The sequence below is a fragment of the Streptomyces sp. WAC 01529 genome (assembly GCF_003945545.1).
GTDB classification, from domain to species: Bacteria; Actinomycetota; Actinomycetes; order Streptomycetales; family Streptomycetaceae; genus Streptomyces; species Streptomyces anatolicus.
The window spans coordinates 769,310-789,046 of sequence record NZ_CP029617.1; the positions used below are offsets into that span (position 1 = coordinate 769,310).

At 72.4% G+C, this 19,737-nt stretch carries 23 protein-coding genes; 12 read left to right on the plus strand and 11 right to left on the minus strand.

Features of this window, described 5'->3' with window-relative positions:
* Positions 1–18 precede the first annotated feature (18 nt).
* On the minus strand, positions 19–1,320 hold the full coding sequence (locus DMA15_RS03145) for an alpha/beta fold hydrolase (RefSeq protein ID WP_125511119.1): 1,302 nt from the start codon (positions 1,318–1,320) through the stop codon (positions 19–21).
* Positions 1,321–1,502: 182 nt separating this feature from the next.
* Between DMA15_RS03145 and DMA15_RS03150 the strand changes: the two genes are divergently transcribed.
* From DMA15_RS03150 to DMA15_RS03165, 4 genes are read left to right on the plus strand one after another with little or no spacing between them, the layout of a single operon-like run.
* The gene (locus DMA15_RS03150; RefSeq protein ID WP_125517251.1) at positions 1,503–2,264 is read left to right on the plus strand and encodes a (Fe-S)-binding protein; all 762 of its coding nucleotides are present in this window, start codon (positions 1,503–1,505) and stop codon (positions 2,262–2,264) included.
* Complete coding sequence (locus DMA15_RS03155) at positions 2,261–3,748, plus strand: LutB/LldF family L-lactate oxidation iron-sulfur protein (RefSeq protein ID WP_125511120.1); 1,488 nt, start codon at positions 2,261–2,263, stop codon at positions 3,746–3,748. The genes DMA15_RS03150 and DMA15_RS03155 overlap by 4 nt, the downstream gene beginning before the upstream one ends.
* A complete protein-coding gene (locus DMA15_RS03160; protein ID WP_125511121.1) occupies positions 3,745–4,392 on the plus strand; it encodes an LUD domain-containing protein in 648 nt (215 codons plus the stop codon). Before DMA15_RS03155 ends, DMA15_RS03160 begins: the two co-directional genes overlap by 4 nt.
* Before the next feature lie 23 nt (positions 4,393–4,415).
* Complete coding sequence (locus DMA15_RS03165; protein WP_125511122.1) at positions 4,416–5,579, plus strand: betaine/proline/choline family ABC transporter ATP-binding protein; 1,164 nt, start codon at positions 4,416–4,418, stop codon at positions 5,577–5,579.
* 63 nt (positions 5,580–5,642) lie between these two features.
* On the opposite strand, the gene DMA15_RS03170 is transcribed toward DMA15_RS03165, so the two are convergent.
* From DMA15_RS03170 to DMA15_RS03185, 4 genes are all read right to left on the minus strand, one after another.
* The gene (locus tag DMA15_RS03170; RefSeq protein WP_125511123.1) at positions 5,643–6,581 is read right to left on the minus strand and encodes an ABC transporter substrate-binding protein; all 939 of its coding nucleotides are present in this window, start codon (positions 6,579–6,581) and stop codon (positions 5,643–5,645) included.
* Entirely contained in the window at positions 6,578–7,258 is a 681-nt protein-coding gene (locus tag DMA15_RS03175; protein ID WP_125511124.1) for an ABC transporter permease, read from the minus strand. Before DMA15_RS03175 ends, DMA15_RS03170 begins: the two co-directional genes overlap by 4 nt.
* A complete protein-coding gene (locus DMA15_RS03180) occupies positions 7,255–7,944 on the minus strand; it encodes an ABC transporter permease (RefSeq protein ID WP_125511125.1) in 690 nt (229 codons plus the stop codon). The genes DMA15_RS03175 and DMA15_RS03180 overlap by 4 nt, the downstream gene beginning before the upstream one ends.
* Before the next feature lie 106 nt (positions 7,945–8,050).
* Positions 8,051–8,635, minus strand: a complete 585-nt coding sequence (locus DMA15_RS03185; protein ID WP_125511126.1) for a TetR/AcrR family transcriptional regulator — start codon at positions 8,633–8,635, stop codon at positions 8,051–8,053.
* A 116-nt stretch (positions 8,636–8,751) separates the two neighbouring features.
* Here DMA15_RS03185 and DMA15_RS03190 point away from each other — a divergent pair, with 116 nt between their 5' ends.
* Entirely contained in the window at positions 8,752–9,597 is an 846-nt protein-coding gene (locus tag DMA15_RS03190) for a class I SAM-dependent methyltransferase (protein ID WP_125511127.1), read from the plus strand.
* Positions 9,598–9,673: 76 nt separating this feature from the next.
* On the plus strand, positions 9,674–10,270 hold the full coding sequence (locus DMA15_RS03195; RefSeq protein WP_125511128.1) for a DinB family protein: 597 nt from the start codon (positions 9,674–9,676) through the stop codon (positions 10,268–10,270).
* 4 nt (positions 10,271–10,274) lie between these two features.
* Here the strand turns inward: DMA15_RS03195 and DMA15_RS03200 are convergent, their stop codons facing one another.
* The 4 genes from DMA15_RS03200 to DMA15_RS03215 form a co-directional block, all read right to left on the minus strand.
* On the minus strand, positions 10,275–10,937 hold the full coding sequence (locus DMA15_RS03200) for a hypothetical protein (RefSeq protein ID WP_125511129.1): 663 nt from the start codon (positions 10,935–10,937) through the stop codon (positions 10,275–10,277).
* A 311-nt stretch (positions 10,938–11,248) separates the two neighbouring features.
* A complete protein-coding gene (locus tag DMA15_RS03205) occupies positions 11,249–11,491 on the minus strand; it encodes a hypothetical protein (RefSeq protein ID WP_125511130.1) in 243 nt (80 codons plus the stop codon).
* A gap of 110 nt (positions 11,492–11,601) precedes the next feature.
* Positions 11,602–12,225, minus strand: a complete 624-nt coding sequence (locus DMA15_RS03210) for a hypothetical protein (protein WP_125511131.1) — start codon at positions 12,223–12,225, stop codon at positions 11,602–11,604.
* A gap of 131 nt (positions 12,226–12,356) precedes the next feature.
* Positions 12,357–13,838 carry a cellulase family glycosylhydrolase gene (locus tag DMA15_RS03215; protein WP_125511132.1) on the minus strand — a complete coding sequence of 494 codons (1,482 nt, stop codon included), beginning with the start codon at positions 13,836–13,838 and terminating at the stop codon, positions 12,357–12,359.
* Between the two features lie 175 nt (positions 13,839–14,013).
* Between DMA15_RS03215 and dhaK the strand changes: the two genes are divergently transcribed.
* The 4 genes from dhaK to DMA15_RS03235 all read left to right on the plus strand — a co-directional run bounded on the left by dhaK (position 14,014) and on the right by DMA15_RS03235 (position 17,205).
* Positions 14,014–15,006 (plus strand): dihydroxyacetone kinase subunit DhaK, encoded by a 993-nt coding sequence (dhaK, locus tag DMA15_RS03220; protein WP_125511133.1) that lies wholly within the window; start codon positions 14,014–14,016, stop codon positions 15,004–15,006.
* A 40-nt stretch (positions 15,007–15,046) separates the two neighbouring features.
* Complete coding sequence (gene dhaL, locus DMA15_RS03225; protein ID WP_125511134.1) at positions 15,047–15,673, plus strand: dihydroxyacetone kinase subunit DhaL; 627 nt, start codon at positions 15,047–15,049, stop codon at positions 15,671–15,673.
* Positions 15,666–16,076 carry a PTS fructose transporter subunit IIA gene (locus tag DMA15_RS03230; RefSeq protein ID WP_125511135.1) on the plus strand — a complete coding sequence of 137 codons (411 nt, stop codon included), beginning with the start codon at positions 15,666–15,668 and terminating at the stop codon, positions 16,074–16,076. Before dhaL ends, DMA15_RS03230 begins: the two co-directional genes overlap by 8 nt.
* Positions 16,077–16,236: 160 nt before the next feature.
* A complete protein-coding gene (locus DMA15_RS03235) occupies positions 16,237–17,205 on the plus strand; it encodes a fibronectin type III domain-containing protein (protein ID WP_125517253.1) in 969 nt (322 codons plus the stop codon).
* A gap of 9 nt (positions 17,206–17,214) precedes the next feature.
* Here DMA15_RS03235 and DMA15_RS03240 read toward each other — a convergent pair whose 3' ends face one another.
* Positions 17,215–17,787: a PadR family transcriptional regulator gene (locus DMA15_RS03240; protein WP_125511136.1), complete on the minus strand. Its 573-nt coding sequence runs from the start codon at positions 17,785–17,787 to the stop codon at positions 17,215–17,217.
* A 112-nt stretch (positions 17,788–17,899) separates the two neighbouring features.
* Here DMA15_RS03240 and DMA15_RS03245 point away from each other — a divergent pair, with 112 nt between their 5' ends.
* Both DMA15_RS03245 and DMA15_RS03250 read left to right on the plus strand, forming a co-directional pair.
* Positions 17,900–18,328 (plus strand): nuclear transport factor 2 family protein, encoded by a 429-nt coding sequence (locus tag DMA15_RS03245; protein ID WP_125511137.1) that lies wholly within the window; start codon positions 17,900–17,902, stop codon positions 18,326–18,328.
* 198 nt (positions 18,329–18,526) lie between these two features.
* Positions 18,527–19,033, plus strand: coding sequence for a hypothetical protein (locus tag DMA15_RS03250; RefSeq protein WP_125511138.1), 507 nt, complete (start codon positions 18,527–18,529; stop codon positions 19,031–19,033).
* A gap of 164 nt (positions 19,034–19,197) precedes the next feature.
* Here the strand turns inward: DMA15_RS03250 and DMA15_RS03255 are convergent, their stop codons facing one another.
* Positions 19,198–19,731: a PadR family transcriptional regulator gene (locus tag DMA15_RS03255; protein WP_125511139.1), complete on the minus strand. Its 534-nt coding sequence runs from the start codon at positions 19,729–19,731 to the stop codon at positions 19,198–19,200.
* Positions 19,732–19,737: the final 6 nt, after the last annotated feature.

Here is a 19,737-nt window from a genome sequence, read left to right on the forward strand (position 1 = left end):
TGCCGAGAACCCGGCGCCTCACGCCTCCCCGCGCACCATCGCGAGCAGCCGGTCGAGGACCCTCGGTCCGCCCACCCGCAGCCCGTCGTGCTCGAACTCGTCCGTGACCCAGGTGCGCAGCCCCCGGACGGCACGCGCGGTGCGCAGCGAGTGCGCGGTGTCCACGTACAGGTCGTCGTGGTAGACCGCCGCGGCCACCGGCACCTCGTTCGCCGCGAGGCGGTCCACGTCGTACAGGCGCGGCCAGTCGGTGCGCGCCGCGAGCAGATCGGCGGTCTGGCGCAGCGGGCGCAGCGCCGGGTCGGCGTCGAACATCCAGCGCTGCACGGCCTCGCCGGTGAACAGCACCGGCTCGTCGCCCGCCAGGGCCTTGTCCGCGTCGAACCGCGGGAACTCCGCTCGCACCCGCTCGGCCGCCCAGGCCGTGGGCCGCTCCCCCTGGGCGTAGATCGCCTCGTGCAGGAGGGCGTAGAGCGGGTTGCCCGCGTACGAGAGGACGGCCTGCACGTTCTCCTGGAACGCGTCGGAGAGCGCGGGCCCCGACGGCGTACGCACGAACGCGTCCTCCAGGAGGTAGTGCAGGCGGTGGCTGCCGTCGCCCGCGCCGAGCAGGATGCCGAGGGACTGGAAGGCGGGGACGGTGAGCCGGTAGCCGCCGTTGAGGACCGGCTCGTGTTCGGCGAGGTGGGCGGCGATGCGGCGGGCGCGCTCGACGTCCTGCGGGTAGCGGGCGTAGTGCGCGGCGCTCTTGCGCGCCATGCGCGGGTAGGCCGCGCGGTACACGTCGTCGGCGTGGCCGTCGAGGGTGGGCAGGCCGCCGGTGATGAGCGCGGCGGCCAGGCCCTCGGGCGCCGCCGACAGGTAGTGCGTGGCGCAGAAGCCGCCGAAGCTCTGCCCGAGCACGGTCCAGGGGGCGCCGCCCGTCACCTCGGGGCGGATCGCCTCGCAGTCGCGGACGATGGAGTCGGCGCGGAAGCGCGCGAGGTAGGCGGCCTGTTCGCGCGGGCCGCCGCGGAGCGGGAGCGTCTGGCGGTTGGCGGGCGTGGAGCTGCCGGTGCCGCGCTGGTCGAGGAGGAGGACGCGGAAGTCCCGCAGGGCGCGGTCGAGCCAGGACTCCCTGCCGTGGAAGCGGGTCGCCCCGAAGCCGGGGCCGCCGGTCAGATAGACCAGCCAGGGCAGGTCCGCGCCGCCCCGCGACACGGAGACCACCTCACGGGCGTACAGCTCGATGCGCTCCCCCGCCGGCTCGTCGTGGTCGAGCGGCACGCTGAAGCGGCGGTCGGTGAGGACGACTCCCGGCTGGCGGTACGTGACGGTCAAGGCTGCTCCTGGGCGCTCGGTCGAAGGCGGGACTGCGGCCCCAGTCCAGCACACGAGGTGACACCGCCGGGTGGCAGGCGGCACGGCAGCGGACCGGTACCGGGTGACCACCGATGACTCCCGCGGCGCTCCCCTGCCGCGTACCCTGCACCCATCCGATGATCGACGAGGAGGAACCCGCGATGCGTGTCGCCCTGTTCCTGACCTGTGTCAACGACACGCTCTATCCGGACACGGGCCGCGCGGTGGTGAAACTCCTGACCAGACTGGGAGTTGAGGTCGACTTCCCGATGGCGCAGACCTGTTGCGGACAGGCGCACTACAACACGGGCTATCGGCATCAGGCGGAACCGCTCGCCCGGCATTTCTCCGATGTCTTCGGGTCGGACGCGTACGACGCGATCGTGACGCCGTCCGGTTCGTGCGGGGCGATGGTGCGCGAGCTGTATCCCCGCATGGGGGAGCGGGCGCGGGCCGAGGGGCGCGGGGGCGGCCTCGCGCGCAAGCTCGCGCCGGTGGTCCCGAAGACGTACGAACTGAGCGAGTTCCTGGTGGACGTCCTCGGTGTGACGGATGTCGGGGCGTACTACCCGCACAAGGTCACCTACCACCCGACCTGCCACGGTCTGCGGCCACTCGCGCTCGGCGAGCGGCCCACTCGGCTGCTCCGGGCGGTCAGGGGACTCGAACTCGTGGAGCTGCCCGGCGCCGAGGAGTGCTGCGGGTTCGGCGGCACCTTCGCCCTGAAGAACCCCGATGTCTCGGCGGCGATGGGCATGGACAAGGTCAGGCACGCCGAGTCGACCGGCGCCGAGGTGCTGTGCGCGGCGGACAACTCCTGTCTGATGCACATCGGCGGCACGATGGCCCGGCTCAGGAGCGGCGTACGCCCCGTTCACCTCGCGGAGATCCTGGCGAGCACGGAAGAGGAGACCCTGTCATGAGCGGCGGCACGTTCGTGGGCATGCCCGCCTTCCCCGAGGCCGCCCACGCGGCGGTCGGCGACCGGACCCTGCGCGCCAACCTGCGCCACGCGACCCACACCATCCGCGACAAACGCGCGAAGGCCGTCGCCGAGCTGGCCGACTGGGCGGAGCTGCGCGAGGCGGGCAAGCGCATCAAGGACCACACACTGCGCCATCTCGACCGCTACCTCGTCCAGTTGGAGGAGTCCGTGGTCCGCGCCGGGGGCACCGTGCACTGGGCCGTGGACGCCGACGAGGCGAACCGCATCGTCGCGGACCTCGTCAAGGCGACCGGTGAGAGGGAGGTCGTCAAGGTCAAGTCGATGGCCACCCAGGAGATCGGTCTCAACGAAGCACTCGAGGCGGAGGGCATTCACGCCTACGAGACGGACCTCGCCGAGCTGATCGTGCAGCTCGGCGAGGACCGGCCCTCGCACATCCTCGTGCCGGCGATCCACCGCAACCGCGGCGAGATCCGTGACATCTTCCGCGAGAAGATGGGCAGTTGGGGCCGCCCGGCACCCGAGGGGCTGACCGATGTGCCCGCCGAGCTGGCCGAGGCCGCGCGCCTGCATCTGCGGGAGAAGTTCCTGCGCGCGAAGGTGGGTGTCTCCGGGGCGAACTTCATGGTCGCGGAGACCGGCACGCTGGTCGTCGTGGAGTCGGAGGGCAACGGCCGGATGTGCCTGACCCTGCCGGAGACGCTGATCTCCGTGGTCGGCATCGAGAAGGTCGTCCCGGCCTGGCGCGACCTGGAGGTCTTCCTCCAGACGCTCCCCCGCTCCTCGACGGCCGAGCGCATGAACCCGTACACCTCGATGTGGACCGGCACCACCGACCAGGACGGCCCGAGCGCCTTCCACCTGGTCCTGCTCGACAACGGCCGCACCGACACCCTCGCCGACGAGGTGGGCCGCCAGGCCCTGCGCTGCATCCGCTGCTCGGCGTGTCTGAACGTGTGCCCGGTCTACGAGCGGGCGGGCGGGCACGCGTACGGCTCGGTCTATCCGGGCCCGATCGGCGCGATCCTCAGCCCGCAGCTGCGGGGCACGCGGAGCGAGATCGACGCCTCCTTGCCGTACGCGTCCTCGCTCTGCGGGGCCTGCTACGAGGTGTGTCCGGTCGCCATCGACATCCCCGAGGTCCTGGTGCATCTGCGGGAGCGGGTGGTGCAGGGCGGCGAGGTCACCCGGCGCGGCGTGAAGGTGACGCTGAAGCCGGCGAAGGGACACGCGGCGGAACGGGCGGCGATGCGGGCGGCGGGCCTGGCGTTCGCCCGCCCGGGGGTGCTGCGCCTCGGCCAGCGGCTCGCCTCGCGCACCCGGCGGCTCCATCCCCGTACGCTGCCGGGCCCCGGGCGGGCCTGGAGCGCGACCCGGGACCTGCCGAAGGTCCCCGCGGAGCCCTTCCGCGACTGGTGGCAGCGCACGCACGGCACAGCGACCGAGGGGGACGGAGAGTGAGCGGCAGGGACCGGATCCTCGGCCGGGTGCGGCGGGCACTGGCGGATGTGGCGGACGACGGCACCCCGTACGAGCGGGTGGTGGACCGCGGCTATCTGCGGCAACACGGCGAGCGCACCGCCGGACAGACCGTCGACCTGCTCGCCGAGAACCTGGCGGACTACCGCGCGCTCGTGCACCGCTGCGCCGAAGGGGAACTGCCTCACCTGCTGGCGCGGCTGCTCGCCGAGCGCGGCTCCCGGAGGGTGCTCGTGCCGCCCGGCCTGCCCCCGCACTGGCTGACTGCCGCCGCTCTCCCGCTCGTCCACGACCGCGCCGCGAGCACCCCGCGCGAGCTGGACGAGGTGGACAGTGTCGTCACCGGCTGCGCGGTCGCCGTCGCCGAGACCGGCACGCTCGTCCTCGACGGCTCCCCGGACCAGGGCCGCCGCCGCATCACCCTCGTCCCCGACCACCACATCTGTGTCGTACGCGTCCCCGGCCAGGTCGTCTCGTCGGTGCCGCAGGCCCTCGAACGGCTGGCGCCCGCGCGGCCGCTGACCTGGATCTCGGGACCGTCCGCGACCAGCGACATCGAGCTGGACCGGGTCGAGGGGGTGCATGGGCCGCGCACCCTGGAGGTGGTGCTGGTGAGCGGTGGGTGACGGGCGCGGCTAGCGTAAAGGTCATGATCCGGTTCGAGCAGGTGACCAAGCGCTATCCGGACGGCACGACGGCCGTGGACGATCTCTCCTTCGAGGTCGCCGAGGGCGAACTGGTCACGCTCGTCGGCCCGTCCGGCTGCGGCAAGACCACGACGATGATGATGGTGAACCGCCTCATCGAGCCCACGTCGGGCCGCATCTTCGTGAACGGCGAGAACATCGCCGACGTGGACCCGGTGCGGCTGCGCCGCCGCATCGGTTACGTCATCCAGCAGGTCGGCCTCTTCCCGCACCGCACGGTCCTCGACAACACGGCGACCGTTCCCGCGCTCATCGGCTGGAAGAAGGCCAGGGCGAGGGCCCGGGCGGCCGAACTGCTCGACCTGGTGGGCCTTGACCCGAAGACTTTCGGCTCCCGCTACCCCGAGCAGCTCTCCGGCGGCCAGCGCCAGCGCGTCGGTGTGGCGCGGGCACTGGCGGCCGACCCGCCCGTCCTGCTCATGGACGAGCCGTTCGGCGCGGTCGACCCGGTGGTGCGCGAACAGTTGCAGGACGAGTTCCTGCGGATGCAGGCGGCCGTGCGCAAGACGGTCCTCCTGGTCACGCACGACATCGAGGAGGCGGTCCGCCTCGGCGACCGCATCGCGGTGTACGGCCAGGGACGTATCGAACAGTTCGACACCCCGGGGGCGGTGCTCGGGGCGCCCGCGACGCCGTACGTCGCCGAGTTCGTTGGCGCCGACCGCGGTCTGAAGCGGCTCTCGGTGACCGAGATCCAGACGGACGATCTGGAGGCGCCGCCGCTCGCCCGCCTCGACGAGCCCGCCGCGCAGGCCGCGGCACGGCTGCGCGAGGAGGCGGCGCGGTGGGCCGTCGTCCTGGACGAGGACGGCGATCTGCACGGCTGGGTGGGCGTCGACGAGGTGGCGCTGGCCGGCACGGGCGGGACGGTCGGCGATCTGGCGCACCGCATGAACTCCTGGGTGCCGGTGGGCGCGCCGCTCAAGCAGGCGTTCGGCGTGATGCTCCAGCACGACGCGGGCTGGGTGGCGGTCCTCGACGGGGCGCGCTTCCTCGGCGTCCTGACCCCGGCGAAACTGCACGAGGCCCTGCGCCGCTCGGTGGACGCGGACGCGCAGGGCGTGGCGCGGGACGAGGTGGAATTCGACTCGGTCGCCGACGCGTGAAGCGCCCCTGGAAGGGGCGCGGGGAACTGCGCGACAAGCCACGACGCGCCCGCAGCGGAGGGTTCACAGCAGCCCCTTGTCCTCCAGATAGTTCCGCGCCACGTCCTGAGGCAACCTCCGCCAACTGTCCACCCGCTCATTCATGGCCGCGAGGTCGGCCGTGGTCAGCACGGAGTTGAGCCGCCCGAGCGCACCCGCGACGCCCCCACTGCCGGCCCGCGAGCGATTGACGACCGGCACGATGTAGTCGGCGTTCTGCAACCGCTTGTCGTCCTTGAGAAGTACGAGCCCGAAGTCGTCGAGGGTCGCGTCGGTGGACGTGGTGAGCACCATCTGGTCCTGTCCGCTCTGCACGGCCTTCTTCGCCTGCGTCGTGCCGACGCCCTTCGGGTCGACGCCCGTGATGTCGATGCCGTAGACCTTCTTCAGACCGGGCGCGCAGTAGGGGCGCCGGACGCATTCGTCGCCGGCCGCGAGGCGCACCTTCAGGCCCGACCTGCCGAGGTCGCCGAGGGTCTTCAGCCGATGCTGCCGGGCGTACGACGCGGCGACGGCGAAGGCGTTCTGGTCGACGGCCTCGCCGGGGTCGAGGACGGTCAGGCCGCGCGGCGCGGCGAGGCGGCGCAGGGCCCGCATGGTCGTGTCGAGGTCGGGCGAGCCGACGGGCCGCGCGTCGGCGCCGTTCTTCTTGGCGTTCAGCCAGTCCGCGAAGGTCGCCGCGTACTCGGGCACGACATCGATCTGGCCGGACTCCAAGGCGGGTTCGTACAGCTCGCGGTTGGCGACGGAGAGGATCCGCGTGCCGTATCCGGCCTTGTTCAGGAGCAGCGCGTACATCTGAGCGAGCAGGTCGGACTCGGTGAAGCCCGCGGAGCCGACGACGAGGTTCTTGCTGTCGCCGGGGGGCGCGGTGACCTCGCCCCGGTTCTCCAGCGAGGGCCCGGACGCGCAGCCCGCCGTGAGGGTGAGGAGAGCCGCTGCCAGGGCGGCGCGGCGCCTCATCCGGCGCTCCCCCGCCGCCGCGTCCACCCGGGCGCGAGCCGCTCGGCCACCTCGAAGACCCCTTCGACGAGCAGCGCGAACACGGCCACGAGCATGGCGCCCGCCACGACCTGCGGGGTGCTCGCCAGGTTGAAGCCCGCGGTGATGATCCGGCCGAGCCCGCCGCCGCCCGCGAGCGCGGCGATGGTGGCGGTGGCGACGAGCTGCACGGCGGCGATGCGGACGCCGCTGAGCACCAGGGGGAGCGCGAGCGGCAGTTCGACCTGCCGGAGCAGCTGAGGCCCAGTCATTCCCATGCCGCGCGCCGCCCGCACCACGCTCTGGTCGACGCCGCGCATGCCGACGTAGGCGTTGGTGAGCAGCGGGGGCACGGCGAAGAGCACGAGGGCGACGACGGTGGGGCCCTCGCCCCACCGGCCGAGCGGGGTGAGGAGCAGCAGGACGAGCACCGCGAAGGTGGGCACCGCGCGGCCGACGTTGGAGATGTTCACGGCGAGGGCGCCGCCCTTGCCGAGGTGGCCGAGGACGAGCGCGACGGGCAAGGCGATCAGGCAGCTGATCAGGAGGCAGACGACGGTGAGTACGAGGTGCTGGGTGAGCCGGTGCCAGATGCCGTCGTCGCCCGCCCAGTGCGCGGAGTCGCCGAGCCAGGCCAAGGCGTCGCCGAGTGTCTTCATGAGCGGGCCGCCCTCGACGCTCTTTCCCAGGGGGTGAGGACGCGCTGCACACCGAGGAGCAGCACGTCGGCGGCGACGGCGATGACGACGCAGAGCACGGAGGCGGTGAGCACCTGGGCCTTGAAGTAGGTGTTCATGCCCGCGTAGATGAGGTTGCCGAGCCCGCCGAAGCCGACGATCGCGCCGACGGTGACCAGGGAGACGGCGGAGACCATGGCGATGCGGAGCCCGGCCATGGCGGCGGGCAGCGCGAGGGGCAGTTCGACCGCGAGGAGGAGGCGGACCGGGCCGTACCCCATACCGCGGGCGGCCTGCCGGGTGTCCTCGGGGACCGCGCGGAGTCCGGCGAGGATGTTCCGTACGAGCAGGGTGAGCGAGTAGAGGACGAGGCCCGCGACGACGAGGGACGCGGAGAGTCCGTACACCGGAAGCAGCAGCGAGAACATCGCGAGGGAGGGGATGGTGTACAAGACGGTGGTGAGCGCGAGGACGGGGCCCGCGGCCCATCCCCAGCGGCGGGCGAGCACGGCGAGGGGCACGGCGATGACCAGCGCGATCAGGACGGAGAGGACGGTCAGCTGGAGGTGCTGGACGACCGCGTCGAGCAGGATCTGGCGGCGGGTGCTCAGATATTCGCCGCAGATCCACTCGTTGCGCGCGAGGCAGTCGTCGGGAGGCGCGGTCACCCGTCCATTCAAGGCCGCGGTGGCGGGCGGCGGCTCGTTCTGGTGACCCGTACGGGCGCGCCCCTTCCAGGCACCGAGGTGGGCGTGGCACCGCCGGGCCCGGGGGTCAGCGCGACACGAGCAGCGCCACGAGCCGTTCCGTCTGCTCGCGGGGGTCGGGCGCGCCGGCCCAGCCGGTCATCAGGAGATGGTGGACGGTCCCAACCAGGGCGAGCGCCATCGCGGCGGTGTCGGTGCCGTCCGCCAGGCGGCCGATGCGCAGTTCGGCGTCGAGGTAGTCGGTGAGCGCGTCCTGGATCGAGGCGAAGCCCGGCGCGCCCGCCGCCAGCGACGCCCGGATCGTCCGGGAGGTGGCGTGGCTCGCCATCGCCAGTCCCACGACCCCGGGGTCGAGGGAGTCCAGGAGTGACAGCGCGACCCGGACGAGGTTCTCCGCCACGGTGTCCTGACCCGCGCGCGCGGGCAGCTTCGCGGCCTCCCGCGCGGTGCGCGCGAACCGGTCGAGCACCAGCTCGGCGACGAACGCGTCCACTCCCCCGAAGTGCGTGTGCAGCACCCCCTTGGCGCAGCCCGCCTCCCCCGTGATCGCCCTGCTGGTCAGGGCCGACGCCCCGTCCCGGGCGACGATCCGCTCGGCGGCGCCGAAGAGCCGCTCCCGCAGGTCGGGGATCGCTACTCCGCGCGGTGCCATGAATCCTCCTCGTACGACGCGTCCGCCCCTTGCCAGTATGGGCGCTCGCCCATACTGTTTGGGCGAGCGCCCATACTAGCCGTGGGGGGCGCCACGACCGTCAGGGGGCGGACACCATGCGGAACATCGTCAACACCGAGCAGGCGCAGGCGTGGAACGGCTACGAGGGTGATCACTGGGCCCGCAACCAGGATCGCTGGGACGCGGTGAACGCGGGCTTCAACGCCCCGCTGCTGGCGGCCGCCTCGATCGGCGCGCACGACCGCGTCCTGGACGTCGGCTGCGGGGCGGGGCAGACGACGAGGCTGGCCGCGCGCCGGGCGAGCGGGGGTCATGCCGTCGGCCTCGACCTGTCGGCGCCGATGCTGGAGCGGGCGCGCCTGACCGCGCGGCACGAGGGCCTCGACAACGTCACCTTCGAACAGGGTGACGCCCAGGTCCACCCCTTGGCGGAGGGCGCGTACGACGTCGCGATCAGCCGTTACGGCGTGCTGTTCTTCGCGGATCCCGTCGCCGCGTTCGCCCACATCGGGCGGGCGCTGCGCCCCGGCGGGCGCGCGGCGTTCGTCTGCGCCGCGCACGCCGAGGACAACGAATGGCTGCGGGCCTTCGCCGAGCTGCGCGACATCCTTCCCATCGGCGGCTTCGGCGAGCCCGGCGGCCCTGGCATGTTCTCCCTCGCGGACGCCGACAGGACCCGGGGGCTGCTGTCCGCCGCCGGTTTCGAGCGCGTGGAGACGGCGCGTGTGCGGGCGCACGGAATCTGGGGGCGGGACGCGGCCGACGCCGCAGCCTTCCTCCTCGGCTCCGGCCCCGGGCGCCACCTGCTGAGCCAGGTGACGCCAAAGACCCAGGAGCGCGCCCTGCACAGACTCACGGCGATCCTGCGTCCCTACGAGCGTGAAGGCGCCGTCCACCTCCTCAGCACGGCCCTCCTGGTGACCGCCGTCCGCCCCGACTAGACCCGGCTAGACCCGGCTAGACCCGACTAGAGGGGTCCCGGCCGGGGCGGCACCGGCACCCGGCAGACTGCCGCCCATGACCATGACGGATTTCCGAACCGACCTGCGCGTCTACCTCCAGGACGCGCGTGACGCACTGCTGTGGAAGCTCGAAGGCCTGTCGGAGTACGACATACGCCGCCCGCTGACTCCGACCGGCACCAATCTGCTGGGGCTGGTCAAGCACGTGACCAGCGCCGAAGCGCTGTACTTCGGCGCGACGTTCGGACGGCCGTTCGAGGCGCCGCCCCTGTGGATCACGGGCGGCGCCGAGGCCAACGCGGACCTGTGGGCGACCGCCGACGAGACCCGGGAGCAGATCGTGGGGCTCTACCGGAAGGTGTGGGCCCACTCGGACGCGACGATCGAGTCCCTGGAGCTGGACGCGGTCGGCCGGATCCCCGGGAACGAGCGGCACGAGATGACGCTGCACCGCATCCTCGTCCACATGATCGCCGAGACCACCCGCCATGCCGGGCACGCCGACGTCGTGCGCGAACTGGTCGACGGGACCACGGGGTTGCGCAAGGAGGACGACAACATGGCTCAGGGCAGCGCGGCTTGGTGGGAGGGGCACCGGGCCCGGGTCGAGCAGGCGGCGCGCGAGGCCGGCCGGGTTGGCGGCACCATGTGACGCGTCAGGTCAGCAGGTCCGTGACGAACTTCCGCAACCGCCCGCCGCGTACGGGCCGCACCCCATGGATGACCTGGGCGCCATAGGCGACGGCGACGCCCGCGCCGGCGTCGGCGAGCCAGCGGGTGCGGTCGGTGGCGGCCAGCCAATCGGGGACGCTGTGGTGGGGGCTGCCGTCGGGCCCCGGGGCGTGGGGCACGCTCCTGGTCAGCGGCGTCCCGGGCAGGAAGTTCTCCTTCTCGCCGACGAACTGCCCACTCCAGATGCCGTCGTCGGCGGTGGTCTCGACGTAGAACTCCCCTCCGCTTTCGGCCTCTTCCAGTACGACGCCGATCCTGCCGAGTCGGCAGTGCTCGGCCCCCGGGTCCGGAATGCCGTCCACGTGCGTGGCGATGCGCTGCCCGGCCGTCAGGACGGTGTAGGCCCAGGGCGCGGCGTAGCCCAGGGAGGGGATGGCGCGCCGGAGGGCGGGCAGCGCCCTCGCGGTGGCCTGCTGGAGGATTTCCTGGGCCTGCGGCGGGGCGGTGACGACGTCCGCCTCGAAGCGCGGCGCCCAGTCGGCGAGTTGCGGGTCGGCGTCCATGATCTTGCTCAGGGTGGCCAGTTCGTCAGGGGTGAGGAAGCTCTCGACGGTCTGCAGCACGAGGGATTCGCTGATGTGGATCACGGGCGTCTCCTCTGTCGAAGGTGCCGGTGTCCGACGTCGGACGTGCCGACGTCGACGGCGCCGGATGTGATGCTCCGTCAACCGTCGGGGGGCGGGCGGTCGCGGTCCATGGCGCCGACACGTCGTGCGGGGGCATGGGAGTCGGCCGCGGGGGGCGTGCGCGGCGCGTCCGTGCGCCGGTGAGCGCCCCACACTTTCAAGCCGCGCCGCGCGCCATCCCCGCGGGGAGTGCCGACCATGGCCGCCCACAGCAGAGCGCGGTGGTGAGGAGGGCTGAATCCCTCCTCACCACCGCGCCGAGGTGCGGTGCGTCAGTGCCGGCCGCCGGGCGCGTGGCCGATGCCCTCGTGGTCGTAACCCGCGGCCTCGGAGTAGACGATGCCGAGCGGGCCGCCGACGCTGTCGAACGAACCGTAGAACCCCTCGTGGTCGTAGCCCATCTGGTGGCGCGGGTTGTAGCGGTCGTGGCCGTCGTCGGCGACGGCCGCGCCCGCCCCGACGGCCAGGACGGAGACGGTGAGAGCGGCGGCGAGGATGGTCGAGCGAACGCGCATGGGTATATTCCTCCTGGAATATGCAGGTGCTGTCGCCATGTCACCTGCCGCGGCGGCGGGGCCGCGTAACGGCACAGCACACGCACTCCACCCGAACGGACCCCGGATTACTACCGCACGGCCCACTTGATCGGTTCCTTGTAGTACCCCTGCGAATACGTCACCGCCTTCAGCGTGGCGGCGGCGGGGATGAGGTAGGGCTCGCAGACGGTGCGCGTCTCTCCCTTCTTCCAGATGTCCTCACCGTCGAGACTCTTCCTGCCGTCGTTGCCGACGCAGTCGGAGGGACGGCTCGAGAGGTCGCCGATGAGTATGAACTCCGTCGCGGGCTTGCCTCCGGAGGTCTCGCCGCCCACCTCGCTCATCACGGACGGCTGCTTGACCGCGGAGCCGCCGACGTGCTTGGCCTTCACATAGATCCAGGCGACCTTCAGGTCCTCGTACTTCTCCTTGTCGTCCAGCTCATCGAGGTCGGCCGGCTTGCCGAGGGTGACCTTCGTCGGCGTGAGGGAGAACTCGCCGGTCTTCTCGTATCTGGTGATCTCCTGCACCGGCCCGGCCTGCCCGAGCTTGAGGTCCTTCGGCGCCTCGCTCGACTCCGAGGCCCCGGCCCCACCGGCCCCGCTCTTCTTCCCGGAGCCCCCGCCGCACGCGGCGAGCGACACGGCGCTGAGGGTTACGAGGACCGCGAGGCCGATGCGTCGACGGGAGTGCGTGGTGCGCTGAGTGCTCATGTGTTTCCTGATCCTGGTCATTCGGTTTCCGGGCAGTCTGCCGGGTCCGCGTTTCACGTCTTCCGCGGCCCCGACATGATGCGCCATACCAGGTCAGGCGTCATTTTCCACTGTGAGAACGCCCCCGGGTCTCAGTCCCGGCGGCCGGAGCCCGGCCGTACCGTCACCTCCACCTCCGTCCCGTCGGACGCCCACACCCGCACCTGTCGTGCCTGCCCGGGCGGCACGCTTCGGGCGCTGGGGTGTGCCGTGCGGCCCGACACCTCGATCCGCCAGCCGGTGGTGCTCGGCGGCAGGGACAGCACGGTGGTGCCGGGGCGGCGAGTCGACCGGTAGGCGAGGCGGTACGTGGCGCGGGCCGGGTCGTGGGCGTCGGCACGCACGGTGCCGGCGACCGCCGGGGCGTACGGCGTGGCGGTGCGCTCCTTGTTCGTACGGAGGCGGCCGTCACGGTCGAGGGCGCAGTAGCCGCCGCCGTAGCACCAGACGTAGGCCGCCCAGCCCGAGGAGTAGCGGGTGAAGGAGGCGAGCGCGTCGTCGTGGAAGCGGCGCATGTTCGGCAGGCCGCTGTTCAGCGGGCCCCACTCGCCCACCACGACGGGCACCGAGTGCTCGCGCGGGTAGGCCGTGACGGCGTTCTCGTACGCCGTGATCCAGCCGCCCGCCGGGTCGTAGTCGGCGCCCGCCTCCATCGCGGTGTTGTAGAAGTGCGGGGCGTAGACGACGCGTTCGTCGGGGACGCGGCCCAGGCCGGTGGGCACGCCTTCGCCGACGATCGGGGTCGGCTCGATGAACAGGTGGTTCGAGCGGTCCCGGGTGCGGATGGCGGCGGCGAGGCGGCGGTACATCGGGGTGAGCTGCGTCGCCTCGATGCGGCGTGCGGCGCCGGCCAGGTCCTCGCCCGGACGCAGCTCCCCCATCGGCTCGTTGATCAGGTCATAGCCGAACACCGCGGGGTGCCCGCCGAAGCGGTCCGCCAGCAGGCGCCACATGCGGGCCTGCGCGCGCCGCAGGTCCGCGTCCTCGTAGAGATGGGTGAAGGCGCGCTGGACGGCGGGTTCGAAGTACTCGGCGAACCAGTCGTCGGGATGCGGGGTGAACGGCAGCCCGTCGGTCCGCGTCGCCCACGCCGGGATCCCGCGGTGGCCGAACGCGGGCCCGAACACGTCCTGGTGGGCATCGATGACGACGTGCACGCCGTGCTTGTGCGCCCAGTCGAGGATGCGCCCGATCTTGCGCAGGTACGGTTCGCTGTAGCGCCCGCGCCGCGGCTCCAGGTCGTCCCAGAAGACCAGCAGGCGGGCGAAGTTGAAGCCGTGGGCCCGCAAGTCGGCGAAGTGCCGCTCGGTGATCGCGCTGAGGGCGTCCGGGCCGCGGTGGACCTTGTCCTCGACGTTCCAGCCGCGCAGGGTGAGCGTCCGTCCGCGGGCGTCGGTGAGGCGGGGTATACCGGCGGCGGTGGGGGCGGTGCCGGTGCCGGAACCGGTTCCGGTGCGCCCACTCTTCACTCCCCCCGAAGCGGCCGGAGCCAGGCCCGCACCGAGCAGGGCGGTGGTGATCAAGGCGATCAGGGCCACCAGGCCGAGGTGCTGCCGCGTAAAACGTTTGCCCATGACGGACCTCCGGCACTCGGGGACGCGCGGTCACATACGTGTGCGGTCGGCACGCACCGTACGTATCAGGAACCGCTTGCACAGGCCAGTGCTCCACCTGATCGTCATCGCGAACACGTCGGTCCGCTCCAGGCCTTCCCAGAAGGCCGCTTGGTAAAATGGACAGGAGGTATCCATGAAGATGCTGATCAATGTCGCCGAGACCGTGGTCGCCGACGCGCTGCGCGGCATGGCCGCCGCGCATCCCGAGCTGACCGTCGACGTCGAGAACCGCGTGATCGTCCGCAGGGACGCCCCCGTCGCCGGGAAGGTCGCCCTCGTCTCGGGAGGCGGGTCCGGGCACGAACCGCTGCACGGCGGGTTCGTGGGGCCGGGCATGCTCTCCGCCGCCTGTCCCGGAGAGGTGTTCACCTCGCCCGTGCCGGATCAGATGGTGCGGGCCGCGGCCGCCGTGGACAGCGGCGCGGGTGTGCTGTTCGTCGTGAAGAACTACACCGGTGACGTGCTCAACTTCGACATGGCTGCGGAGCTGGCCGAGGACGAGGGCATCCAGGTGGCGAAGGTGCTCGTCGACGACGACGTGGCCGTCACCGACAGCCTCTACACCGCCGGGCGCCGGGGTACGGGCGCCACGCTCTTCGTGGAGAAGCTGGCGGGCGCGGCCGCCGAGGCGGGCATGCCCCTTGAGCGGGTCGAGGCGATCGCCCGGCGGGTCAACGAGAGCGCGCGCAGCTTCGGCGTGGCCCTGACCGCCTGCACCACCCCGGCCAAGGGCGGCCCCACCTTCGATCTGCCCGCCGGGGAGCTGGAATTGGGCGTCGGCATCCACGGCGAGCCGGGGCGTGAGCGGCGCCCGATGATGACCTCGCGCGAGATCGCCGACTTCGCCGTGAACGCCGTACTGGAGGATCTGCGCCCGCGCAATCCGGTGCTGCTGCTCGTCAACGGCATGGGGGGCACGCCCCTCCTTGAGCTGTACGGCTTCAACGCCGAGGTGCAGCGCGTGCTCGTCGAGCGAGGCGTGCCCGTGGCGCGCACTCTCGTCGGCAACTATGTGACCTCACTGGACATGGCCGGGGCCTCCGTGACGCTCTGCCAGGTCGACGAGGAGCTGCTCCGACTCTGGGACGCGCCGGTCAGCACGGCCGCGCTGCGCTGGGGCGTCTGACACGCCCGTACCAGTCCCCTGACCGCGCAAAGGAGAACCTGTGCTCGACGCCGACTTCTTCCGCCGCTGGCTGACGAACGCCGCCGCGGCCGTCGACCGCGAGGCGGCCCGGCTCACGGAGCTGGACTCGCCCATCGGCGACGCCGACCACGGCAGCAACCTCCAGCGCGGCTTCGCCGCCGTCGCCGCCACCCTGGAGAAGGAGGCGCCCACCACCCCCGGAGCCGTCCTCACCCTGGCGGGGCGGCAGTTGATCTCCACCGTGGGCGGCGCGTCGGGGCCGCTCTACGGCACCCTGCTGCGCCGCACCGGCAAGGCGCTCGGCGACGACGGGGAGGTCGACGAGGCGCGGTTCGCCGAGGCGCTGCGTACCGGCGTCGACGCCGTGGCGGCGCTCGGTGGCGCCGCGCCCGGTGACAAGACGATGCTGGACGCGCTCGTCCCCGGCGTCGACGCGCTCGGCACGTCCTTCGGCGCGGCGCGCGACGCCGCGCGGGAGGGCGCGCTCGCGACGACGCCGTTGCGGGCGCGCAAGGGCCGGGCCAGCTACCTGGGCGAGCGCAGCGTCGGCCACCAGGACCCGGGCGCGACCTCCTCGGCGCTGCTCTTCGAGGCGCTGGCCGACACCGCGCGCGGCACGGACGAGCGGGAGCCCGGCCATGGCTGACGAACCGTTGGTCGGCGTCGTCCTCGTGTCGCACAGCGGTCCCGTCGCCGACGCGGTCGCCGCCCTCGCCACGGGGCTGGCCAGGGGCGGCGCCACCGCCCCCGTGGCGGCCGCGGGCGGGACGGAGGACGGGGGCTTCGGGACGAGTGCGGAGCTGATCTCGGCGGCCGCGGCGCGGGTCGACCGGGGCGCGGGCGTCGCGATCCTCACCGACCTCGGCAGCGCCGTCCTCACCGTCAAGGCACTCGTCGCCGAGGGCGACGAACTCCCGGACGGCGCACGCCTGGTGGACGCCCCGTTCGTGGAGGGAGCGGTGGCGGCCGTGGTGACCGCGTCGGCCGGGGCGGACCTCGCCGCGGTGGAGGCGGCGGCCATGGAGGCGTACGACTACCGCAAGGTGTGAGCCGCGAGCTGCCGGAGGCCCCATGGTGACGGCCAGGGGGTCACCGTTCTCGTGTGTACGACGTCCACCCTCTTGATGTGCCCCCGTCACCCGTGTCAAATAGGTCCGGACCAATGCCGCCGAGTGGAAGGCAGGCAGCACCGTGCGACGGACCCTCCGGCTGACCACCCCCCTGGCCCTGCTGACCGTCCTCGCCGCGGCCGCGCTCGGCGGCTGCGGCTGGAGCGGCCAGGACGACCGGCGGGACACCCGGCCCCCGGCGGCACCCCGCGGCCTCACCGTGGAGGCGGGCAGCGCCACCACCGCCCACGTCATGTGGAACCAGGCCACCGACGACACCGAGGTGACCGGCTACGAGGTTTACCGCGACGCCAAGAAGGTCAAGGAAGTGCCCGGCGCGAAGCACATGGTGGACATCACCGGCCTGAAGCCGTCGACGACGTACGCCTTCACCGTGCGCGCCCGTGACGCCGAGGGCAACGTCAGCCCGGACAGCAGGAGACTGTCCGTCACGACGCCCGCTGCGGCGGCCGCCGACCGCGAGCCCCCGACCCGCCCCGCGCGGCTTCGCGGCGAGGCGGAGGGGAGCCGGTCGGCGATGCTGACCTGGGGGAAGTCGTCGGACAACCGAGGCGTGGCCTCGTACGAGATCTATCAAGGCGCCTCGAAGATCCACAGCGTGGGCGGCGGGCAGACCGCGACGCTGGTCACCGGGTTGCGGCCCGGCACCGACTACACCTTCACGGTCAAGGCGCGCGACGCCGCCGACAACTTCTCGCCCGCGAGCCCCGAGGTCCGCCTCACCACCGCCGCGGGAAAGGACTCGGGGCGCAAGACGGCGCCCGCCGGGTTCCGCGCCGCGACGCACCGCGCCGACGGGGCGTACTACATCGATCTGACCTGGACACCGCCGCGCACGGGCGGCGCGGTGACGGAGTATCAGATCCAGCTGGACGGCCGCACCGCCACCTCGCTGGTCTTCGGCGGGACGGCGCCGCGGGACAAGGCCGAGCACAGTTTCTACATCGGCAGGAAGGCCGGTGAGCGGCACCGGGTGCGGATCCGCCCGAGGCTGCCCGACGGGACGTGGGGCGCCTACTCCGCCGAGCGGACGGTCACCACGGGCTGAGCCCGCCCCTCAACCGCGTCCGCGCGCCGCGGCCGTCCGCTCGCTCAGCAGGGCCGCCGCGCGCCGGCACCAGTCACGGGACTCGCGTTCGAAGGCGAGCCCGCGCAGACAGGTCAGATAGGGTCCGACGCGCTCGCCGGTCCGCAGGAACTCCTCCTCGTCCGCGCCGCCGCGCAACTTCACCAGCAGCTTTTCGAGCAGTTCGATCTTGGCGTCGGCCATCTGGGCGCGCTCGGTGAGCTGCTCGATCACCGGTGCGGCGGCGACGCCGTCGACGGCCTGCACCTTGACCAGCAGGTCGTCGCGGATGAAGGACGGCTTGGCGGCGCGTGCCGCGAACCGCTCCATCTCGGCGAGCCCCGCCTCGGTGACGCGGAACAGCCGCTTGTTCGGGCGGCCTTCCTGGACGACCTCCCGGCCGGTGACCAGGCCTTCCGTCTCCAGCTTGGCGAGTTCGGCGTAGAGCTGCTGGGGCAGCGCGTGCCAGAAGTTGGCCACGCCGATGTCGAAGCCCTTGGCCAGCTGATAGCCGCTGTACTCGCCGTCCAGCAGTGCCGCGAGCACCGCGTGCCGCAGAGCCATCGCGTGGATCCCCTTTCCTTCGCCGCCTCGCGCCTCCATCATAGTCAACAATCTGAATAGTCAGATTGATGACTATGACTGTCCTTGCGGCTGTACACCTCGGAGGATCCTCATGCACCCCACCGCCACCCGCTTCCGCGCCCTCGTCGAGAAGGGCGACCTCGACGCGCTGGAGGAGCTGCTCACGCCGGACATCCGCTTCTACAGCCCGGTGAAGTTCACGCCCTTCGAGGGCAGGCCGATGATGCTCGGGCTCCTCGGCGTGCTGCTGCGGACGTTCGAGGACTTCCGGTACGTGGGGTCGTTCGCCGGAGAGGCCCGGACGAGCGCGGACGGCAGCGAGGCCGAGTCGGCCGTCCTGCTGTTCCGCGCCACGGTGCGGGGCAAGGAGATCCACGGCATCGACCTGCTGCACTTCGACGCGGAGGGCCGGATCAAGGAATTCACCGTGATGGTGCGCCCGCAGTCCGCGGTGCAGGCGCTGGGGCAGGCGGTGTACGAGGGCCTGGTCGCGGACGGACTGGTCCCGGCGGTCGAGTAGGACCCCGCCGGGCCGGCCGAGGCAGGTGACGGCGGGTCAGCTGTGCGCCGGACGAAGGATTCCGTCACCTGCCCGGAGGCAGTCCGCATGCGGTCCCGGCCCACGGCACGTTGGCTCTTCGTCAGGTAGCACGGGCGTTCCCCGATTCGCGGCGGCGCATGGGTTGTACCGCCTCCCGTGCCACCGGAGGGCAGACGCATGCGTACTACTCAGATATATGTCCGTGCCGGCCTGACCGTAGCCGCCGCCGCGCTGCCGCTGGCGCTGGCCGCTCCGTCGGCGTTCGCGGGTGGCGGGATCACCGTCACCGCCACCGGCTCCACCGTGCAGGTCACCACCGCGGCGTGTGCCACGGGCGGGACGGCCTCACTGATGGGCGGCGCGAACGCGAGCTTCGCCGGAGGTCAACAGATGCCGCTGTCGAACGGCAGCGCCACCTGGCGGAATGTCAGTGCCGGCACCTACACGGTCCTGGTCGCTTGTCAGGACGGCTCGCAGGCCGGGCCTCAGACCGTCACCGTCGGCACCACGCCGACGGCCTCCTCGACGGCCGCGCCCTCGCGCGGTGTCCGGGGCGGACTCGGGGGCGGTTCGGAGGACCGGGGCACGCTCACGCTCGTCACCGGCGGGGCCCTGGTGGCCATGGCGGCGGCGGGCGGCGGCGTCTGGTACCTGCGGCGGCGCGCCGCGGGCAACCGGCTCTGACGCCGGATCCACAGCGACAGCGGCACCTACGGCTGCCGCCCACCCGTCATCACGCCGGGTGGGCGGCAGCCGCCGTATGGGCCCGGCCGGTCGGTCACCGCACGGCCCCGCACCAGGCCCCCCTACCGGAGGCCACGCCAGTGAGGTGAGCGACCGGCCAAGGCCTAGGGCGCCTCCAGCTCCTCGATCGTCCGCGTGAGCCACCGCGTCCAGAACGTCTCCAGGTCGATGCCGGCGCGCAGCACCACATGGCGCAGCCGGTCTTCGACGGCGTCCTTGCCCGGGGGGAAGTCGCGCCGCTCGATCTCCTCGTACTCCGCCAACTGGCGTCGGTGCAGGTCGAGATGGCGGTGCAGGTCCGCCTGGATGCCGTCCGTGCCGACGACCGCCGCGGCCCGCAGGCGCAGCAGGAGGGTGTCGCGCATCGGCTTCGGGTCCTGGCTCGCGGCGGTCCAGCGGGCCAGTTCGGCGCGGCCCGCCGGCAGGACCTCGTACTCCTTCTTCTGGCCGCGCGTCGCCCCTTGCCGGGGCAGCGCGCGGATCGCCCCCTCACGCTCCAGCTTGCCCAGCTCGCGGTAGATCTGCTGGTGCGTGGCCGACCAGAAGTAGCCGATCGACTTGTCGAACCTGCGGGTCAGTTCGAGCCCCGACGACGGCTTCTCCAGGAGGGCGGTGAGGATCGCGTGCGGGAGTGACATGGGGGC